The 15,165-nt window shown below is 66.3% G+C and carries 16 protein-coding genes; 8 read left to right on the forward strand and 8 right to left on the reverse strand.

Annotation, left to right across the window (positions count from 1 at the left end):
- Positions 1–15: 15 nt before the first annotated feature.
- Both U9978_RS07715 and U9978_RS07720 read right to left on the reverse strand, forming a co-directional pair.
- The gene (locus U9978_RS07715) at positions 16–1,266 is read right to left on the reverse strand and encodes a cytochrome P450 (RefSeq protein WP_322760371.1); all 1,251 of its coding nucleotides are present in this window, start codon (positions 1,264–1,266) and stop codon (positions 16–18) included.
- A 65-nt stretch (positions 1,267–1,331) separates the two neighbouring features.
- Positions 1,332–2,588, reverse strand: coding sequence for a cytochrome P450 (locus U9978_RS07720; RefSeq protein ID WP_322760372.1), 1,257 nt, complete (start codon positions 2,586–2,588; stop codon positions 1,332–1,334).
- Positions 2,589–2,840: 252 nt separating this feature from the next.
- On the opposite strand from U9978_RS07720, the gene U9978_RS07725 reads away from it, so the two are divergent.
- From U9978_RS07725 to U9978_RS07760, 8 genes are all read left to right on the forward strand, one after another.
- The gene (locus tag U9978_RS07725; RefSeq protein ID WP_416210888.1) at positions 2,841–4,385 is read left to right on the forward strand and encodes an MFS transporter; all 1,545 of its coding nucleotides are present in this window, start codon (positions 2,841–2,843) and stop codon (positions 4,383–4,385) included.
- 185 nt (positions 4,386–4,570) lie between these two features.
- Complete coding sequence (locus tag U9978_RS07730) at positions 4,571–6,124, forward strand: GMC family oxidoreductase (RefSeq protein ID WP_322760374.1); 1,554 nt, start codon at positions 4,571–4,573, stop codon at positions 6,122–6,124.
- A 60-nt stretch (positions 6,125–6,184) separates the two neighbouring features.
- A complete protein-coding gene (locus U9978_RS07735; RefSeq protein ID WP_322760375.1) occupies positions 6,185–7,450 on the forward strand; it encodes an MFS transporter in 1,266 nt (421 codons plus the stop codon).
- A gap of 13 nt (positions 7,451–7,463) precedes the next feature.
- Entirely contained in the window at positions 7,464–7,694 is a 231-nt protein-coding gene (locus tag U9978_RS07740; protein WP_322760376.1) for a hypothetical protein, read from the forward strand.
- Positions 7,687–7,962, forward strand: a complete 276-nt coding sequence (locus U9978_RS07745; RefSeq protein WP_322760377.1) for a hypothetical protein — start codon at positions 7,687–7,689, stop codon at positions 7,960–7,962. The genes U9978_RS07740 and U9978_RS07745 overlap by 8 nt, the downstream gene beginning before the upstream one ends.
- Positions 7,962–8,342, forward strand: a complete 381-nt coding sequence (locus tag U9978_RS07750) for a PIN domain nuclease (RefSeq protein ID WP_322760378.1) — start codon at positions 7,962–7,964, stop codon at positions 8,340–8,342. The genes U9978_RS07745 and U9978_RS07750 overlap by 1 nt, the downstream gene beginning before the upstream one ends.
- A 300-nt stretch (positions 8,343–8,642) precedes the next feature.
- Entirely contained in the window at positions 8,643–8,897 is a 255-nt protein-coding gene (locus U9978_RS07755; protein WP_322760379.1) for a type II toxin-antitoxin system prevent-host-death family antitoxin, read from the forward strand.
- A 258-nt stretch (positions 8,898–9,155) separates the two neighbouring features.
- Positions 9,156–9,311 (forward strand): hypothetical protein, encoded by a 156-nt coding sequence (locus tag U9978_RS07760; RefSeq protein WP_322760380.1) that lies wholly within the window; start codon positions 9,156–9,158, stop codon positions 9,309–9,311.
- Between the two features lie 7 nt (positions 9,312–9,318).
- Here U9978_RS07760 and U9978_RS07765 read toward each other — a convergent pair whose 3' ends face one another.
- From U9978_RS07765 to U9978_RS07790, 6 genes are all read right to left on the reverse strand, one after another.
- Complete coding sequence (locus U9978_RS07765) at positions 9,319–10,449, reverse strand: Gfo/Idh/MocA family oxidoreductase (protein ID WP_322760381.1); 1,131 nt, start codon at positions 10,447–10,449, stop codon at positions 9,319–9,321.
- 14 nt (positions 10,450–10,463) lie between these two features.
- Positions 10,464–11,369, reverse strand: a complete 906-nt coding sequence (locus U9978_RS07770; protein ID WP_322760464.1) for a hypothetical protein — start codon at positions 11,367–11,369, stop codon at positions 10,464–10,466.
- Positions 11,308–12,336: a Gfo/Idh/MocA family oxidoreductase gene (locus U9978_RS07775; protein WP_322760382.1), complete on the reverse strand. Its 1,029-nt coding sequence runs from the start codon at positions 12,334–12,336 to the stop codon at positions 11,308–11,310. The genes U9978_RS07770 and U9978_RS07775 overlap by 62 nt, the downstream gene beginning before the upstream one ends.
- 27 nt (positions 12,337–12,363) lie before the next feature.
- The gene (locus tag U9978_RS07780) at positions 12,364–13,236 is read right to left on the reverse strand and encodes a sugar phosphate isomerase/epimerase family protein (protein WP_322760383.1); all 873 of its coding nucleotides are present in this window, start codon (positions 13,234–13,236) and stop codon (positions 12,364–12,366) included.
- A gap of 46 nt (positions 13,237–13,282) precedes the next feature.
- Positions 13,283–13,717 (reverse strand): NUDIX hydrolase, encoded by a 435-nt coding sequence (locus U9978_RS07785; RefSeq protein WP_322760384.1) that lies wholly within the window; start codon positions 13,715–13,717, stop codon positions 13,283–13,285.
- Positions 13,718–13,804: 87 nt separating this feature from the next.
- Entirely contained in the window at positions 13,805–15,058 is a 1,254-nt protein-coding gene (locus U9978_RS07790) for a methionine adenosyltransferase (RefSeq protein WP_322760385.1), read from the reverse strand.
- Between the last annotated feature and the right edge of the window lie 107 nt (positions 15,059–15,165).

Consider the following 15,165-nt stretch of genomic DNA (forward strand, 5'->3'; position numbering starts at 1 on the left):
GCAGTGGCCGGTCTGTCAACCGCTATTTCGGGCAGACCCCGCGGAAAGGTCGAGCGGGAGCGATGTCACCCCTCGGTGGATGAGGCTGGGCAGATAGGTGAGGGTGTCGGCGGCCAGGGACAGGCCGGGGGCCCGCGCGACGAGCGTGCGGATCGCGGTTTCCGCCTCCATCCGGGCCAGCGGAGCTCCCAGGCAGTAGTGCAGACCGAGGCTGAAGCCCAGATGGCGGCGGGGGGCCGGGGCGGCCGCGTACCGGGTGATGTCGAAACGGTCGGGATCGGTGAAGACGGCCGGGTCCCGGCCGGCGGAGGCCATCAGGACGATCACGCCGTCACCGCGGGCGAAGGTGTGCCCGCCGACAGTCGTCTCGGTGAGCGCGACCCGCATCGTGAACTGGGTGGGCGTGTCGTAGCGGAGCATCTCCTCGACGGCCGCGGGGGTGAGCTCCGGTCGTTCGCGCAGCAGAGCGAGTTGGTCGGGATTGCGCAGCAAAGCGATCATTCCGTTGCCGATGAGGTTGATGCTCGTCTCCATGCCCGCGACCAGCAGGAGCACGCAGATGCCGAGGACCTCGGCTGCGGTGAGGACCTCGCCCTGCTCCTCCACCCCGACGAGCATGCTCAGCAGGTCGTCGGTGGGGTGCGCCCGCCGCTGCCCGATCAGGGCGTGCAGGTAGGCGACGACCTCCTGGCCGGCTCTGCTCCGCTCGGCGACGTCGTGGGCCGACAGCAGGTCGTCCGGGTCGGTGCCACGGGCGATCGCCAGCTCCCAGTTCCGCAGCGCCGGCCGGTCCTGTTCGGGGACGCCCAGCAGCCGACCACCGACCATGGTGACGGCCAGCGGCGCGGACAGGTCCCGGATGACGTCGATCTCGCCGGCCTCGAGCGCGGCATCGACCAGCCGGCCCACCAACTCGTCGATCATCGGCGCGAGACTTGCGACCATGCGGGCGCTGAATGCCTTGTTGACCAGCCTGCGCAGCCGCCGGTGATCGGGAGGGTCCATCCGGATGAAGGAGCCGGGCAGGGATGCCGCCTGATCCCAGAAAGGGCTCAGCCCATCCTCGTGGCCGTGGCCCCAGTCCTGGCTCCCCAGGATCGCAGCACAGTCGTCGTACCGGCTGACCAACGCGACCGGGACGTCGTGGAGGTAAAGCCGGGACAGCCCGGCCGCCTCGCGGACCCGCTGGTAGCTCGGGTACGGGTCGGCCCGGTTGGCAGGATCGAACCCGTCGAAGGTGACGTGACTGGGACTCACCGTGGTCATTCCCTGCTCCTTGTCGTTCAGCCAAGCCGTTCGAGCCGGATTCAGGCAGCCAGGCGCTCAGGCGCTCAGGCGCTCAGGCGCACGGGAAGTCCCGACATGCCGCGGACCACGAGGTTCGGGCGGTACGGAGGTGGATCGGCGAGCAACGTGAACGCGGACACCCGCGCGGCGATGGCACGCAGCGCGACCTCCACCTCCAGGCGCACCAGGGACGCGCCGATGCAGTAGTGCAGGCCGAGGCCGAAAGCCAGATGGCGGTTCACCCGTCCCCGTTGGGCATATCGGGTCAGATCCAGACGATCGGGGTCGGCGAACGCCTGCGGGTCACGGTTGGCCGACCCGAGGATCAGGATGAGACTGTCCCCAGGGGCGAACGTGTGTCCGGAGACGGTGATCTCCTGGCGGGCCGTGCGGGTTGTCAGCTGCGCGGGAGCGTCATAGCGCAGCATCTCGTCCACCGCCGGCAACGCGAGGTCCGGCTGCTGGCGCAGGAGCTCGAACTGGTCGGGATGGCGGATGAGCGCGAGGATCCCATTACTGATCAGGTTGACCGTGGTCTCGTGCCCGGCGACGACCAGCACGAGCAGCGTGCCGAGCATCTCCGCGGCCGTGAGCCGGTCGTCTTCGGCCTCGACCTGGGCAAGCGCGCTGATGAGATCCTGACGGGGCCGGGCCCGACGCTCCGCTACCAGGGCGCCGAAGAAATCCAGGAACTCGCCGACGGCTGCCGTCCGGTTCGCGAGCTCGTCGGTGGACATCAGCACGTCGGGATCAAGACCGCGGGCGATGCCGGCCGACATCCGCCGAATGGCCACGTGCTCGCTCGCGGGGACCCCGAGGAGCTCGCACACCATGGTCAGCGGCAGCGGGTAGGCGAACGCCTCGACAAGGTCCACCTCGCCGGCGGCCAACGCCTTGTCGAGCAGGTCGGCCACGACCTGCTCCGCGTGCCCGCGCATCCCCTCGATCCTGCGGGGGGTGAAAGCCCTGCTCACCAGCCCCCGCAGCCGCGTGTGGTCCGGTGGCTCCATCCAGAGGAAGGATCCCGGCAGCTCCACGTCGCTGTCCGGGTGGAGCAACTCGGACTCCTCGGCATGACTCCAGGCCGGATTCTGCAAGATGGCGTCACATTCAGCATAGCCAGGTACAAGGGGTGGGCCGAGCAGCCCCGGGACAAACGGTCCGGCAGCGCGCAGAACGTCATAACTGCGGTACGGGTCGTGCCGCCATGCGGGAGTGAAAGCGTCGATGACAGCTTGCTGAACGCTGGTGGTTTCTTCGACCGCGGCAGCGGTGATGTGTCGAGTGCCGGCGATGTCCACGTACAGCTCCGTTCGGTGAATTGAACCGGCGGTACAGCCAATCGACCGGGCGTGCGCAAGTGGCACCCGTGAAGGACACGCGTCATGCTGGTTCCCACCGGCGTCGAACGTCAAGAATCGCCGGCCGAGTTCTATCGCCCGATTGGGTATGCCAACGCGGTTGTTCAAACAGCCGCCGCCCGTTCAAACAACCGCCGTCCGGCCGTCGGGTTCACGATGTTGGTCGAGTTCACGATGCTGGTCGAGTTCACGATGCTGGTGGAGGATGGGGCCACGGATATCAACCTTCGCTACGCTTCGCCGGCCGGCCGCTGGGTGCTGCTCGCCACGGTGCTCGGGTCGAGCATCGCCGCGCTCGACGCCACCGTCGTCAACATCGCTCTCCCCCGGATCGGCGCGGACCTCGACACCGGCCTGGCAGGGCTGCAATGGACGGTCAACGCCTACACCCTCACCCTCGCCGGCTTCCTCCTGCTCGGCGGTTCGCTCGGGGACAGCTACGGCCGGCGCCGGGTGTTCCTCATCGGTGTGCTGTGGTTCGCCGCCGCCTCGCTGCTGTGCGCGGTCGCCCCGACGGCCAGCCTGTTGATCGCGGCCCGGGCACTCCAGGGGTTCGGTGGCGCTCTGCTGACCCCCGGTAGCCTGGCGATCATCGAAGCGAGCTTCCATCCCGACGACCGCTCGGCGGCGATCGGTGCCTGGTCGGGTCTGGGTGGCGTCGCCATCGCCATCGGCCCGTTTCTCGGGGGCTGGCTGGTCCAGGCCGTCTCCTGGCGACTGATCTTTCTGATCAACCTTCCGCTCGCCGCCGTCGTGGTCTGGGTGTCGGTGCGCCATGTGCCCGAAACCCGCAATCCGCAGCCCGCCGCCGGCCTCGACCTGCCCGGGGCGCTCCTGGCGGCGCTGGGTCTGGCCGGCGTGATCTACGCGCTCACCGACGGCAGCACCCTGGGCTGGGGATCCCCGGTCGTGCTCGTCACCGGTATCGGCGGGGCCGCGGCCCTGGTGGCGATGGTCGTGGTGGAGGCACGCAGCCCCCATCCGATGCTGCCGCTGGAGATCTTCTCCTCCCGCCAGTTCAGCGCCGCCAACCTGGTGACGTTCGTCGTCTACGGCGCGCTGGGGGGCTCGCTCTTCCTGCTCCCGGTCGTCCTACAGGAGGTCGCCGGGTTCTCGCCGATCGAGGCCGGCGCAGCTCTGCTCCCGATCACGATCCTGATGCTGACCCTGTCAGCCAGGGCCGGCCGCCTCGCCCAGCGGATCGGGCCCCGCCTGCCCATGACCCTCGGCCCCATCGTCGCCGGCACCGGCCTGGCCCTGCTCACCCGCGTCAACGCCGGGAGCACCTACCTCGGTACTGTCCTGCCGGCGATGACCGTGTTCGGGCTGGGGCTCTCGCTGACAGTGGCACCGTTGACTGCCACGGTCCTCGCCGCGGCCAGCGATCGACACGCGGGGGTGGCCTCCGCGGTCAACAACGACGTCTCCCGGGTGGCCGGCCTCGTCGCGGTGGCCGCCCTGCCTGTCGTCGCGGGCATCTCCGCGAGTGCCTACGCCAACCCCGACGAGCTGGCAGCCGGTTTCCACACCGCCATGTCGATCACAGCAGGAATGTGCGTAGCCGGCGGCCTGCTCGCCTTCCTCACGATCCGCCGGCCGGCCCCGGCGCGACAGCCCGCCGTCGACGTCGTCCACCGCTGTCCCCTGGATGCGGCACCGTTGTGCGGCACGGACGAATCCCGGACGCCCGCGTTGCGCTACACCGCAGCCGGGACGAATGAGCCAACCGCAGGGTAATGAACCAGGACGGGCCGTGCATGCGGACAAGCAGTGAACCTGGACAGGCCGTGAACGTCATCCCGATCGGGTGAGTACGCCGGCCGCGAAACAAACTAGCGTTGTACCGCAAGGCGCCGCCCGTCTTCATCCAACCGCTCGGCGGCCCGCAATATAAATCGATCCACTACAAAGGAGAATGAGCGGTGCCCGAACGCTATGACGTCATCATCGTCGGGACCGGCGCGGGCGGCGGTACGCTCGCGCACACGCTCGCCCTCTCAGGAAAAAGGATCCTGCTGCTGGAACGGGGCGACTATCTGCCGCGGGAGACGGCGAACTGGGATCCCGAGGAGGTATTCGTCGACGGTCGGTACATTTCTACCGAAACCTGGTACGATGCCGACGGCAAGGCGTTTCAGCCGCAGGTCCACTATTTCGTGGGTGGTGCCACCAAGCTGTACGGGGCGGCGCTCTACCGTCTACGGCCACAGGATTTCGGCGAAGTACGTCATGTAGACGGCATCTCACCGTCCTGGCCGCTGTCCTACGACGACTTCGAACCGTGGTACACGAGGGCGGAATGGCTCTACCAGGTCCACGGAAACCACGGTGATGATCCCACCGAAGGCCATTGGAGCAAGGAGTACCCCTGGCCGGCGGTCACCCATGAACCACGGCTGCAACAGATCTTCGATGATCTGAAAACCGGTGGATACCAGCCCTTCCATGCGCCGTGCGGAATCCTGCTCGACGAGACGGACCGGGCGAAAAGCGCATGTATCCGCTGTGCGTGGTGCGACGGGTATCCGTGTCTGGTGCACGCCAAGTCCGATGCGGAGGTGATCGCCGTGCGGCCGCTGCTGGACCGACCGAATGTCACGCTCCTCGTCAACGCCGAGGTCATCAGGCTGGAGACCGACCCGACCGGCCGCATCGTTACCGGTGTCGTCGTGTCCCGCAACGGCGGTCGCGAGGTCTACGAGGCCGACATCGTGGCCCTCTGCGCCGGCGCCGCGAACAGCGCCAAAATCCTGCTCGCCTCGGCCGGTGACTCCCACCCCCACGGGTTGGCGAACGGCTCGGACCAGGTCGGCCGAAACTACATGTTCCACAATTCCAAGGCCGTGGTCGCCCTCGCCGACGAGCCCAATGAGACGGTCTTCCAGAAGACCCTCGGACTGAACGATTTCTACTTCGGCAGCGATGACTACCCGTGGCCGGCCGGCAGCATCCAGATGGTGGGCAAGTCGAACGCGGCGGCCATGCGCGGCGAAGAACCGACGCTTACCAAGCTGGCCCCGAAACGGAGCCTGGAAGAGACGGCCAGGCATGCCGTCGACTTCTGGCTGAGCACCGAGGACCTCCCCCGCCCGGAAAACCGCGTCACCCTGGCGCCCGACGGCAACGTCCGCCTCGCCTATACCCCGACCAACAACGACGAGGCCGGTCACCTGTACCACCAGCTGAAGAAGATTCTCAATCACATCGGCATGTCCGCGCACCACGTGCTCCGGAAGAACTTCTACATGTCCATGAACATCGAGATCGCCGGTGTCGCGCATCAGGCCGGCAGCGCCCGGTTCGGCACCGATCCCGCGACGTCGGTGCTCGACGTGAACTGCAAGGCCCATGAACTCGACAATCTCTACGTCGTCGACACCAGCTTCTTTCCCAGCATCGGCGCGGTGAATCCGGCGCTCACCGCCATGGCCAACGCCATCCGGGTCGGCGAGCACCTGTGTGAGCGGATGCAGTAGCGCGGGCGACCGAACGAATACCGGTGCCGGCCGGACACCAGATGGCGATGGCGAGGATACATGGCCAGCAGGACCGAAACGACCGTCATCTACGCGGCCGGTGCCGCGCAGGGCATTGTTCTGGTGACCTTTCCCGCCGCGAGCGCCATCTTCACCGACCCGGACAGATACGACCTGTCGAGCACGCAGTACGGGAGCATGTTCCTCCCCCAGGTCGTCACAGCCGTCACCACCGCGCTGCTGGGTGCGCACCTGGGCCGGCGTTTCGGCACGAAGCGGGTGTATCTGGCCGGCCTGTGCGCCGGTCTGGTATCCATGACGCTGCTCGTCCTCAGCCAGCTGTTCACTTCGGAACAGTCCGTGGCGTACGCAATGCTGCTGCTGGCAACGGCGAGTCTGGGCGCCGGATTCGGCCTCACGGTACCCGCCCTGAACACGTTCACCGCCGCGTTTCACCCCCGGGCCGTCGACGCGTCCATTCTCACGCTCAACGCCCTTCTCGGTCTCGGCACGATGCTCGCCCCGGTGTTCGTGGCCGTGTTCGTCGGCGTGGGCCTGTGGTGGGGCCTCCCGCTGATGTCGGCCATCCTGCTCGCAATTCTTCTGGTGATAAGCCTGCCTCTTCCTCTGCAGGCACAGGCACAGGCACAGACACGCAAAAGTGGCGTGAACACCGGAGCCACCGGGGCCACCCGGGCCGGGGCTGGCCTGCCCGCCCGGCTGTGGGTCTACGCGGCGTTCGCGGTCGTCTACGGTCTCTGCGAGACGGTCAACGGCAACTGGGCTCAACTGGACATGACCGGTGAGCTGGGCGCCTCAACCACGGTGGCCTCCCTCGCCCTCACCGCGTTCTGGGCCGCCGTCACCGGTGGGCGGGTGCTGTTCGCGGCCATCCAACGCTGGTTCCCGGCCCGGTGGGCATACCACCTGCTGCCCGTCGTCCTCACCGCCGCCTTTGTGATCATCTCCATGCTTCCGCCGAACGCTCCGGCCCTGGGTGTGGTCGCGTTCGGGCTGGCCGGCCTCGGCTGCTCGGCGCTGCTGCCACTGACGATCAGCTTCGGCCAGGAGGAACTCACCGCCATCCCGGCGACCGTGTCGGGTACCGTCATCGCCTGCTACCAGCTCGGATACGGCATCGCCGCCTTCGGCGTCGGTCCCCTGCACGCACACGGAATCAGCCTGGCCACCGTGTTTGGGGCCACCGCCGCTGTCGCCGTCGCCATGGGACTGCTGTCATTCCTCGTGGCCGGGCTTCGACCGAGCCCGGCCGCCATCCACCCGCGACCCAACCCCGCGATCGCCGCCCGCCTCCGATACAAATGACCACAATCCGACCGTGGGCCGTGCCCTCGCCGAGCGAGGCGTCGCGGCAGCGGACGTCATACGAACCGCCGCCGGGCATGCTATAGCGTCGCTGCTATGCCTCGGGGCGACGGGTGAGCGGTTGACGGTGTTCGTCAAGACCCGGATGCGGGAGGTCGGAGAGGTCGCCCGGGCCAGGCGAGCCCCAGCACGCTGCCTGGCCGAGGAGCACACCCTAGACGAGGATGACGGGAACAGTGACTGAGCGGACCGAATGGGCGCAGGTGCGGGACCGGCGGATGAACGAGCCTGGCGCGCAGGAGGCTTACCAGGCCACCCGGCTGGCCGAGGCTGCCGTCGAGAAGGCTCACCTCGCCGCCCTGCACGCGGCAGGCCGCGCAGCCGCGCGGGAGATGGTGGCCGAGTACGAAAGCGAGCACGGCACGCTGCCCGAGGGGTCCCGGCAACGCGCCCGCGAGTTCCTGATGGAGGCCGGGCTGCGCGACGACGAACCATCGCGGGCAGCCGGGTAGTGCGCACGATCGTCTACGACACCGGCGCCCTGTTGGCCGCCGAACGGCGCAATCCCGATTTCCTCGCCCTGCACGACGAACTGACCGCCGGTAGCATCCGCCCGATCGTACCGGTGGTGGTCCTCGCCCAAGCCTGGCGCGGCGGCCCGCAGCACCAGGTCTCCCGCGTTCTCAAGGGCTGCGACATCCGCCCCGATGATGGGTCAACCGGTCGCGCCGCCGGTGTCGCCTGCGGTGCCGCTGGGACCGCCGATGTCGTGGACGCGATCGTCGTCGCGACCGCCGTCCGGTACCAGGCCTCGGTGGTCACCAGCGAGGCCGATGATCTGAATCACCTCGCCGACTCCGTCGGTGTCAAGCTCCGGCTCTTCACCGTCTGACCAACCGCGAGGGCCACGGCACCACGCGGATGTTGGCGCGATCGTGGCGATTGGATCGCCGCCTCCACAAGATCAAACCAGGGTGAGATGGCGTCAACAGCGTTGACTACGATATTCGTCACGATAACGCCCAGGTACTCGACTGCATGTCAGTTTCGGTTCCGCCGTAGACGCCCAGATCCGCTGGTGGCTACACCAGCCATGGTCATTATGGCCACTTGAGTCCGTGTCGCTGGAACCAAGGCCGCTGGACTCAAAGCCACCGGAGCCAAGGCGGCTGGAGCCAGCGGAGCGCCACACGTGAACGTTGGTATTCGGGAGTTGCGGGACGGCCTGAGCCATCACCTTGCCGATGTGCGAGCCGGTCACACGATAACCATCACCGATCATGGACGGCCGATCGCCCGTATCGTGCCCGTGCACCAGCCGACAGTTCTCGAACAACTCATCGCCGATGGGCTGATCGAACCTGCTCGTACCAGGACGCGTAGCCAGCCGAGCCCGGTCCACGCGACAGGTTCGGTGAGCGAGCTGGTCAACGACCAGCGACGATGATCTGCTATTTCGACACGTCGGCGTTCATACCACTGCTGATCTCCGAATCGGGCACACCTCAGGCCAGCCGGCTCTGGGAGAAATCCGATCATGTCGTCTCGTCGCGGCTGCTCTACGTCGAGACAGCCGCAGCCCTCGCTCAGGCCAAACGGATGCGATGGATTGACGACACAACGCACGGCGAAGCGATGACGTCCCTGGAGCAGCTGTTCAGCGCGTTCGACGTGGTTACGACAGCCGTCGTCCACGTGCCCGGCAGTGGGGATCTCACGCAACGTCCCGTCGTTGGACGCCCTGGCACAGGGAAGGACCTGTCGGAAATGTGCTCTCTACCAGTGCAGCACCACCGACCGGGTCCGCGACGCCCTCGTGCAGACCTTTCGCGCCTACCTGCGCGAGCACGAAGCCGCGTGAACCCGCTCTAGACCTCCCTACCGGCGCGGACTACGGAGGCGCCGTTTCGAATGGACGCGGCCACGGTGACGATCCGTTCGACGAGGGCGAGGTCGGCAGCCGCGTCGCGGCCGTCTATTCGCGGCGGTCGCCGGTCTTCTACGGCGTTTCGGAACTCGAGGAGCTGCGTCTCAAACGGGTCGACCAGAGACACGGGTTCCGAGGAGACCACGGGAAGCCCGTTGCTCGATCCACGAACGCTCTCGATGACCGCGGGCGCGTGAGGGAGGTACGGCGACGGAAGGTCGAGCGACCAGCGGCCCCTGTTACCCACGAGCCGTACGCGCTCTTCGTACCCGGCTGTTTCGACGTACGCGAACGTGAGCGAGGCGGTTAGGGTGGCTGAGTAGGAGAAGATTACCCGACCCGCCAGCCCGTCGTTCCAGAAGTCCGCGAACGAAACTGTTTCAGGTTCACCTAGAAGGCCCCGCAGCAAGTTGACGTCGTGTATCGCGCTGGTCGCCAGCAGGAAATACGCGCGCTTCAAACCCACGTCGTCACGGTCCACGCCTAGGGCCGAGAGGACCGACGCGACGTCAGGCACGGAGGTCTGAGAATCGAGAAACGCGCCGAGGTCCGACGTGGCTTGTCTTCCGTGGCCCAGTACAGGAGTCAGGTACGCGTCTTCCGGAGGATGGACCAGGTCGACCGACACGGACACGATCGTTTCCTGCGCCAGGACCTCGGTGATTCTGCCCACGCTGTCATAATATCGTTTCATGTAGCCGACTTGCAACGGCAGGTCGCGTACCTCGAACTCGCGTACACACTCGACGGCGCGACCACGCGTGTAGGAGATCGGTTTCTCCACGAATGTCGGCAAACCGTGCTCGGCTAAAGTCAGCAACAAGTCGTGGTGGTCTCCGTCCACGAGCAGTAGAACCGCGTCCAGCGAGCTTCCCCGAGCTTGTGCCAGGTCGACCAGCGAGGAGTAGTATTCCGCCTCAGGAAAAAGCCTGCGCGCATGTTCGAGGGCAGCTGAGTCTACGTCGCAGAGTCTCGCGACGGCGAAATTTTCGGAGAGTTTCCAAAGGAGCGGAAAATAGCGCGACCGGGCAGCTATGCCGCAGCCGACGACACCTATTTGCAGTCTTCCCACGTGGCAGCCCGCCTCTACTTGTCGGGACCAAGGTCAGTCGGTTCGGAATCGTCCCAGGTGTCGCGCTGGACCGCCACCTGTCCGCCTCCGTCGATAGACAACAGGTGTCGCTCGAACACCTGGCTCAACAGTCCGAATTGGCGGAACGGCGGTCCCACACGATTTCCGAAAACTGCCGTCCCCCCGCGCTTCGAGACGTACGGATCTATCAGTTCCGCGATGCTTCGTCCTGCTTCGGGACCGTCGGGCACCCGCTGTCGGACGTCCCGCGACGCCCGTGCAGAGTGAATTAACTCGGCGGTCCGTTGGAGAACGGTCTCTCTGCTTCCGGCCGCTTCGAGGTTCACTAGAGTGTTCACGCACAGATTCGGCGCCTCCTGCTGGAAGAACTCGGTCTGCGCACCGAGGAAAGCAGGGTCGAACCACAGCGGGCGCACTGTCCTGTCCGATTTGCGTTCCCGCCTCGTCAGACTCAGCGACACCGAACCGGAGAACAGCACTGTCGTTGCGTCGGCCGGTAGGTAGCGGCGTATGTCGCGCAGGTACTCGGACCGTACGAGGTCGTAGGTGGATGCCGGCTCCCACCCGACGCGCGCGGCGGCGTACACGAAGGCGAGTGTGGCGAGCACGCTCTTGTCGCAGACGGCTCGTACGGCGCAGGTGCTCGTGACCTCGCGGGCGAAGCGGCTCCGCTTGACCTCCGTACGCATGTACCACCGCGCCGCGTCTAGGCCACCGAGCCCTACCACTTCCGGGTACACCGAAGGAGACGGGTTGTTCTCCGCGATGAAGACCAATTCTTCGTCTTGACTCGCGAGGCTGACACCGGCAGTCGATTTGCCGAGGCCGGGTAGTCCGTCAAAATAGATAATCGGCGAGTGCGGGACGACGTGCCTCTCCGAAGCTTCCTTGGACGACATCTACCCATTCTCCGTCGAGCGAGGCGGATTTCGCGGCGGCAGCTGCGACCGCGAGACTTCGGAGGTGGTCTCTGCCGGCATGAGGCAGAGGGCCTTCCCCTCGGAGGTGCCGGACGAAAGAGACGAGCGCTCCGGTGAATCCGTCCGGAACCCATTCACCCTTTGGTACTATCCGCTTCTCCTGTTCACCCGAATACACGTCCACGGCGGACAGAGAAGCGACCGCGCTCTGGCGGGTACCGTCTACCACGAGCCGGTAGTCGTAAGCCGAAGGTCCCGGCACCGAGTTAACGAACGTCATGGCCACGTGCGGAGCGGTCCCGCTCGAGAAACGCGTGTTCACGGAGTACAGGAGAGGGGAGGCAGCCACTTGGCCGGGACGCCGACCAGAAACCGCCGACACCGCGCTGGGCGTTTCCTGAGCTAGGAGTCTGACGAGGTCGAAATAGTGGATTCCGTGGTCGAGGAAAATGTAGTCCGGGTGCCGCGTGTACCAGGTGTCCACGTCTTCGCGGTACCTGTTGTGGTGGTGCACCGCATAGACCGATCCCGCGTCGCCGCTCTCGATCCACCTGAAGAGCACGAGGTGCGTCGGGGCCCAGCGGGCGTTCTGGTTGACCGCGAGCGGCACACCTTTGCTGTCCGCCTCGTCCACGATGCTTTGCGCGGTGGCCAAGTCGTACGCCAAGGGTTTCTGAGCCAGAACCGGCTTTCCGACTTCGAACAGGGCACTCAGCAGTTCGGCTCGGGTGCCGGGGGGCGTCGCGACGTCTACCAGGTCCACGTCCTCCCGCGCGGCCAGCCGGACGGCGTCTTTCTCGACAGCCGCACCGAGACGGGAGGCGACGCGCTTCGCGCGTTCGTCGTAATAGTCGCAGACGGCTGTCACCCTCATACCGGCTTGCAGGTAAGCGGCGACGTGGGCCGACCCGCCGATCCGGCCGCAGCCGACTAACCCGACTCTCACAAGAGACCTCTTCCTGAGCTCGTCGCCTTACCGGAGAACGCTCCTGGATCGAGACAGGACGTCCGCTGCTCTGCCGGGCTCCAACGCCCAGAGCTCCGGAGAGAACAACTCGACCGAGACGGGACCGGTGTAGCCTATCGCGTCCAGGTCCCTCATGACCGCGTCGAAATCCACGACGCCGCTGCCGGGAACGCAGCGGAGGGAGTCGGTCATTGTGGCCGGGGCCGTTCCTGACGGCACGTCGGAGACCTGTACGAACTCGACAGGGCGGGCGCAGGCGCGGGCGTGGCCCAATGACTCGCCCGACGCGTACAGGTGGCACAGGTCGAGGAGAATCCCGACGTTCGGCCGACCGCACCGGGCGAGCAGCTCGTCCAGTTCCCGAAGACTGGCCACGAACGGGTGCGGCCCGTCGAGTTCGGGCGCCAAACCTCGAGTGACTCCTATGTACTCGACAGCGAGGCGAACGCCGTGCTCGCCCGCGGCGGCGGCCAGGACGTCCAGCCGCCTGGCAGCGATCTCCGCCGCCGTCGCAGGAGGCAGGTGCGTCCTCGGGTTGACGACGACGGCGGCGCGCTGGCAGCCGAGCGCCTGCGCCACCTCGAGCCGCTCGTGGACGGACGCCACGGCCGCGCGGAACTGTGGCTCGTCCACGAGGAGCGGCGCCGGAAGCACCGGCCCTGCGGGAAGCAGCCCGCTGAACTGCGCAACCTCGACGCCCGCACGCTGTCGCCAACGCGTGAGGGCGGCCGTACCGCCGAGTTCCTCGGCGAGGGATTCCGCTTGCTGGATGCTCACTTCGACGTGCTCGAAACCGGCGGCACGACTGACCTCGACAAATTCCCGGAGGGAAGTCCCCCAGCGGTAGCAAGCCGGGTTCACGCAGACGTCACGCAGCATCGGACCTCCTGCGCGGGAGCGGCAGGCAGGTCCCGCTCCCGCTTGCCTAGTTCGGTTGGACGTAGATGTGGGCGAGCGGTCCCGGGCTGCTGCCGAGCGACTTGAGGAACTGGGGCTGGACGTTCATCGCGACGAGTTCCGAGTCGTCGAAGAAACCGAAAGAGCGGACCGGACCTGCGATGTCCTGCCAGTCGTCGACCTCCGCAGGAGGTTCGACGAGCTCAGCGGAAAAAAAACATTCCACCTTGTGCTGGCCCTCGGACACGTCGATGAATTCGGAAACCGCTACCACGTCACCAACGGTGACTCTCAGGCCGGTCTCTTCCCATACTTCTCTCGTGACGCACTGTGGAAGGGTCTCGGGCGAGTCCAGTCGGCCGCCCGGCGTGTACCAGTAGCCGTTTCCGTCGGTTACCAGCAGCAGCCGTCCCTCGTACCGAAGGACGGCGCGGCACGCGACAGTGGCCTTCGGTGCTGTCATAGCATTACTCCTTCACCGCCGAGCTCTCGTGCCGGGCGGCAATTCTTCTGCTCCCGGCGTCCGACCGCAAGGATACAACGGGTCAGTTCAACACAGCTGGACCCCGTCAGTGATGATCTCCTGCGTGATGTCGGGGAACCTCGTGAGCTGGTCGGAAAGGAGCTGTAGGACGGCCACGCTGTCGACGTCGCGGGCAGCGAGTCGCAGGACCACACGCCACGGTCGGTCGAGACGTTGACCCGTCGCGCTCACCAGGTGGACTTCGGCGTAATCTCCCGTGGCCGTGTGAAGAAGTCCGGCCAACCGTTCCGCCGCCACGTTGTAGAGCTTGCCGACGTGGTAAACGGGGTTCTTGCCGTTCGCGCCTTCGAGGTTCATCGGACGGAGCGGCGTTATCAGGCCGTTGGTCCGGTTGCCGCGTCCGACCACGCCCTCGTCACCGGACTCGATCGAGCTCCCCGTGTAGGTCAGATATATTTCGTCGTCCTGGGGTAAGTCCCGGGCGTTGAGTCGGAAATTCACCGTTCCTTGCGGCCACAGGAGCTCGGCCAGTCGTACGCACTCGGTCAGGACGTCGCCGCAGTTGTCCTCGTACGATCTGCGGTTCGGGACGTGGCGGCTCTTCTGGGGCACGCACAGGACAACGTCGGCGTCGTCACCCACTCGCATCGACATGACCTTGACGTCTGAGCCGCACCACGGTCGTTCCTGACGGAAGCCGCTGTTCCCCGAAAAATTGTCGGCAAGCGCGATAACGAATTCCTCGTGGGTGCTCAGGGGCGCCCATCCGGTGCCGAGTGAGGTGTCGTTGGCGAGCACCGTCCGACGTTCACGCAAGGTGCTGGGGTCCGAGGGAGCGAACCATGTCGACCGTTCCGGGCTACTGCGGCCCGTCCCGTGGACCGCCCCCGGACTCGGATTCCCAGTGATGTTCAGTTCGATGCTCAGATAGCCGTCCAACTCGGGTAGACGGCCCCGAAAGAACTCCTCCACGGTCTCGGTCGCGATGTCGTCAACCGGTACCGCCGAGTTCCCGCACGTCCTCGTTGCCCTGCCGTTCACGAGGACCCGCACCGGCGCGAGCATTTTTCCTCCCCCGTATTCTACCTGGGACTTCCCGCCGAGAACCGCAAGCTTGTCGAAATTGTGATGCAGGACGACGCCGAAGGTGTCTCGCGTGTACCTGCTGTATGCCCGTGACAACAGCTCCGCGACGTTGTCAGCAAGCGTGTCAGGATGACCCATGCCCTTCCGTTCGACGAGTCCAGTGGACCGGGCCGGAATAACACCCGTCTCGACGAATACTACGGTCTCGTCCATCTCGAAACGCTTGATTTCCACGTCGCTCTCCTACGTCTCTCTCGGTGGAGCCGGTGATCTTTCTCGTTGGTGGCCGTGCGGAGGACCCATCCTTAGAGCTGCCCTGCAATCACCCGCCGGGCCTCGGC

Origin of the sequence: Protofrankia sp. Cr2, from assembly GCF_963555885.1 — a bacterium.
Taxonomy (GTDB): Bacteria; Actinomycetota; Actinomycetes; order Frankiales; family Frankiaceae; genus Protofrankia.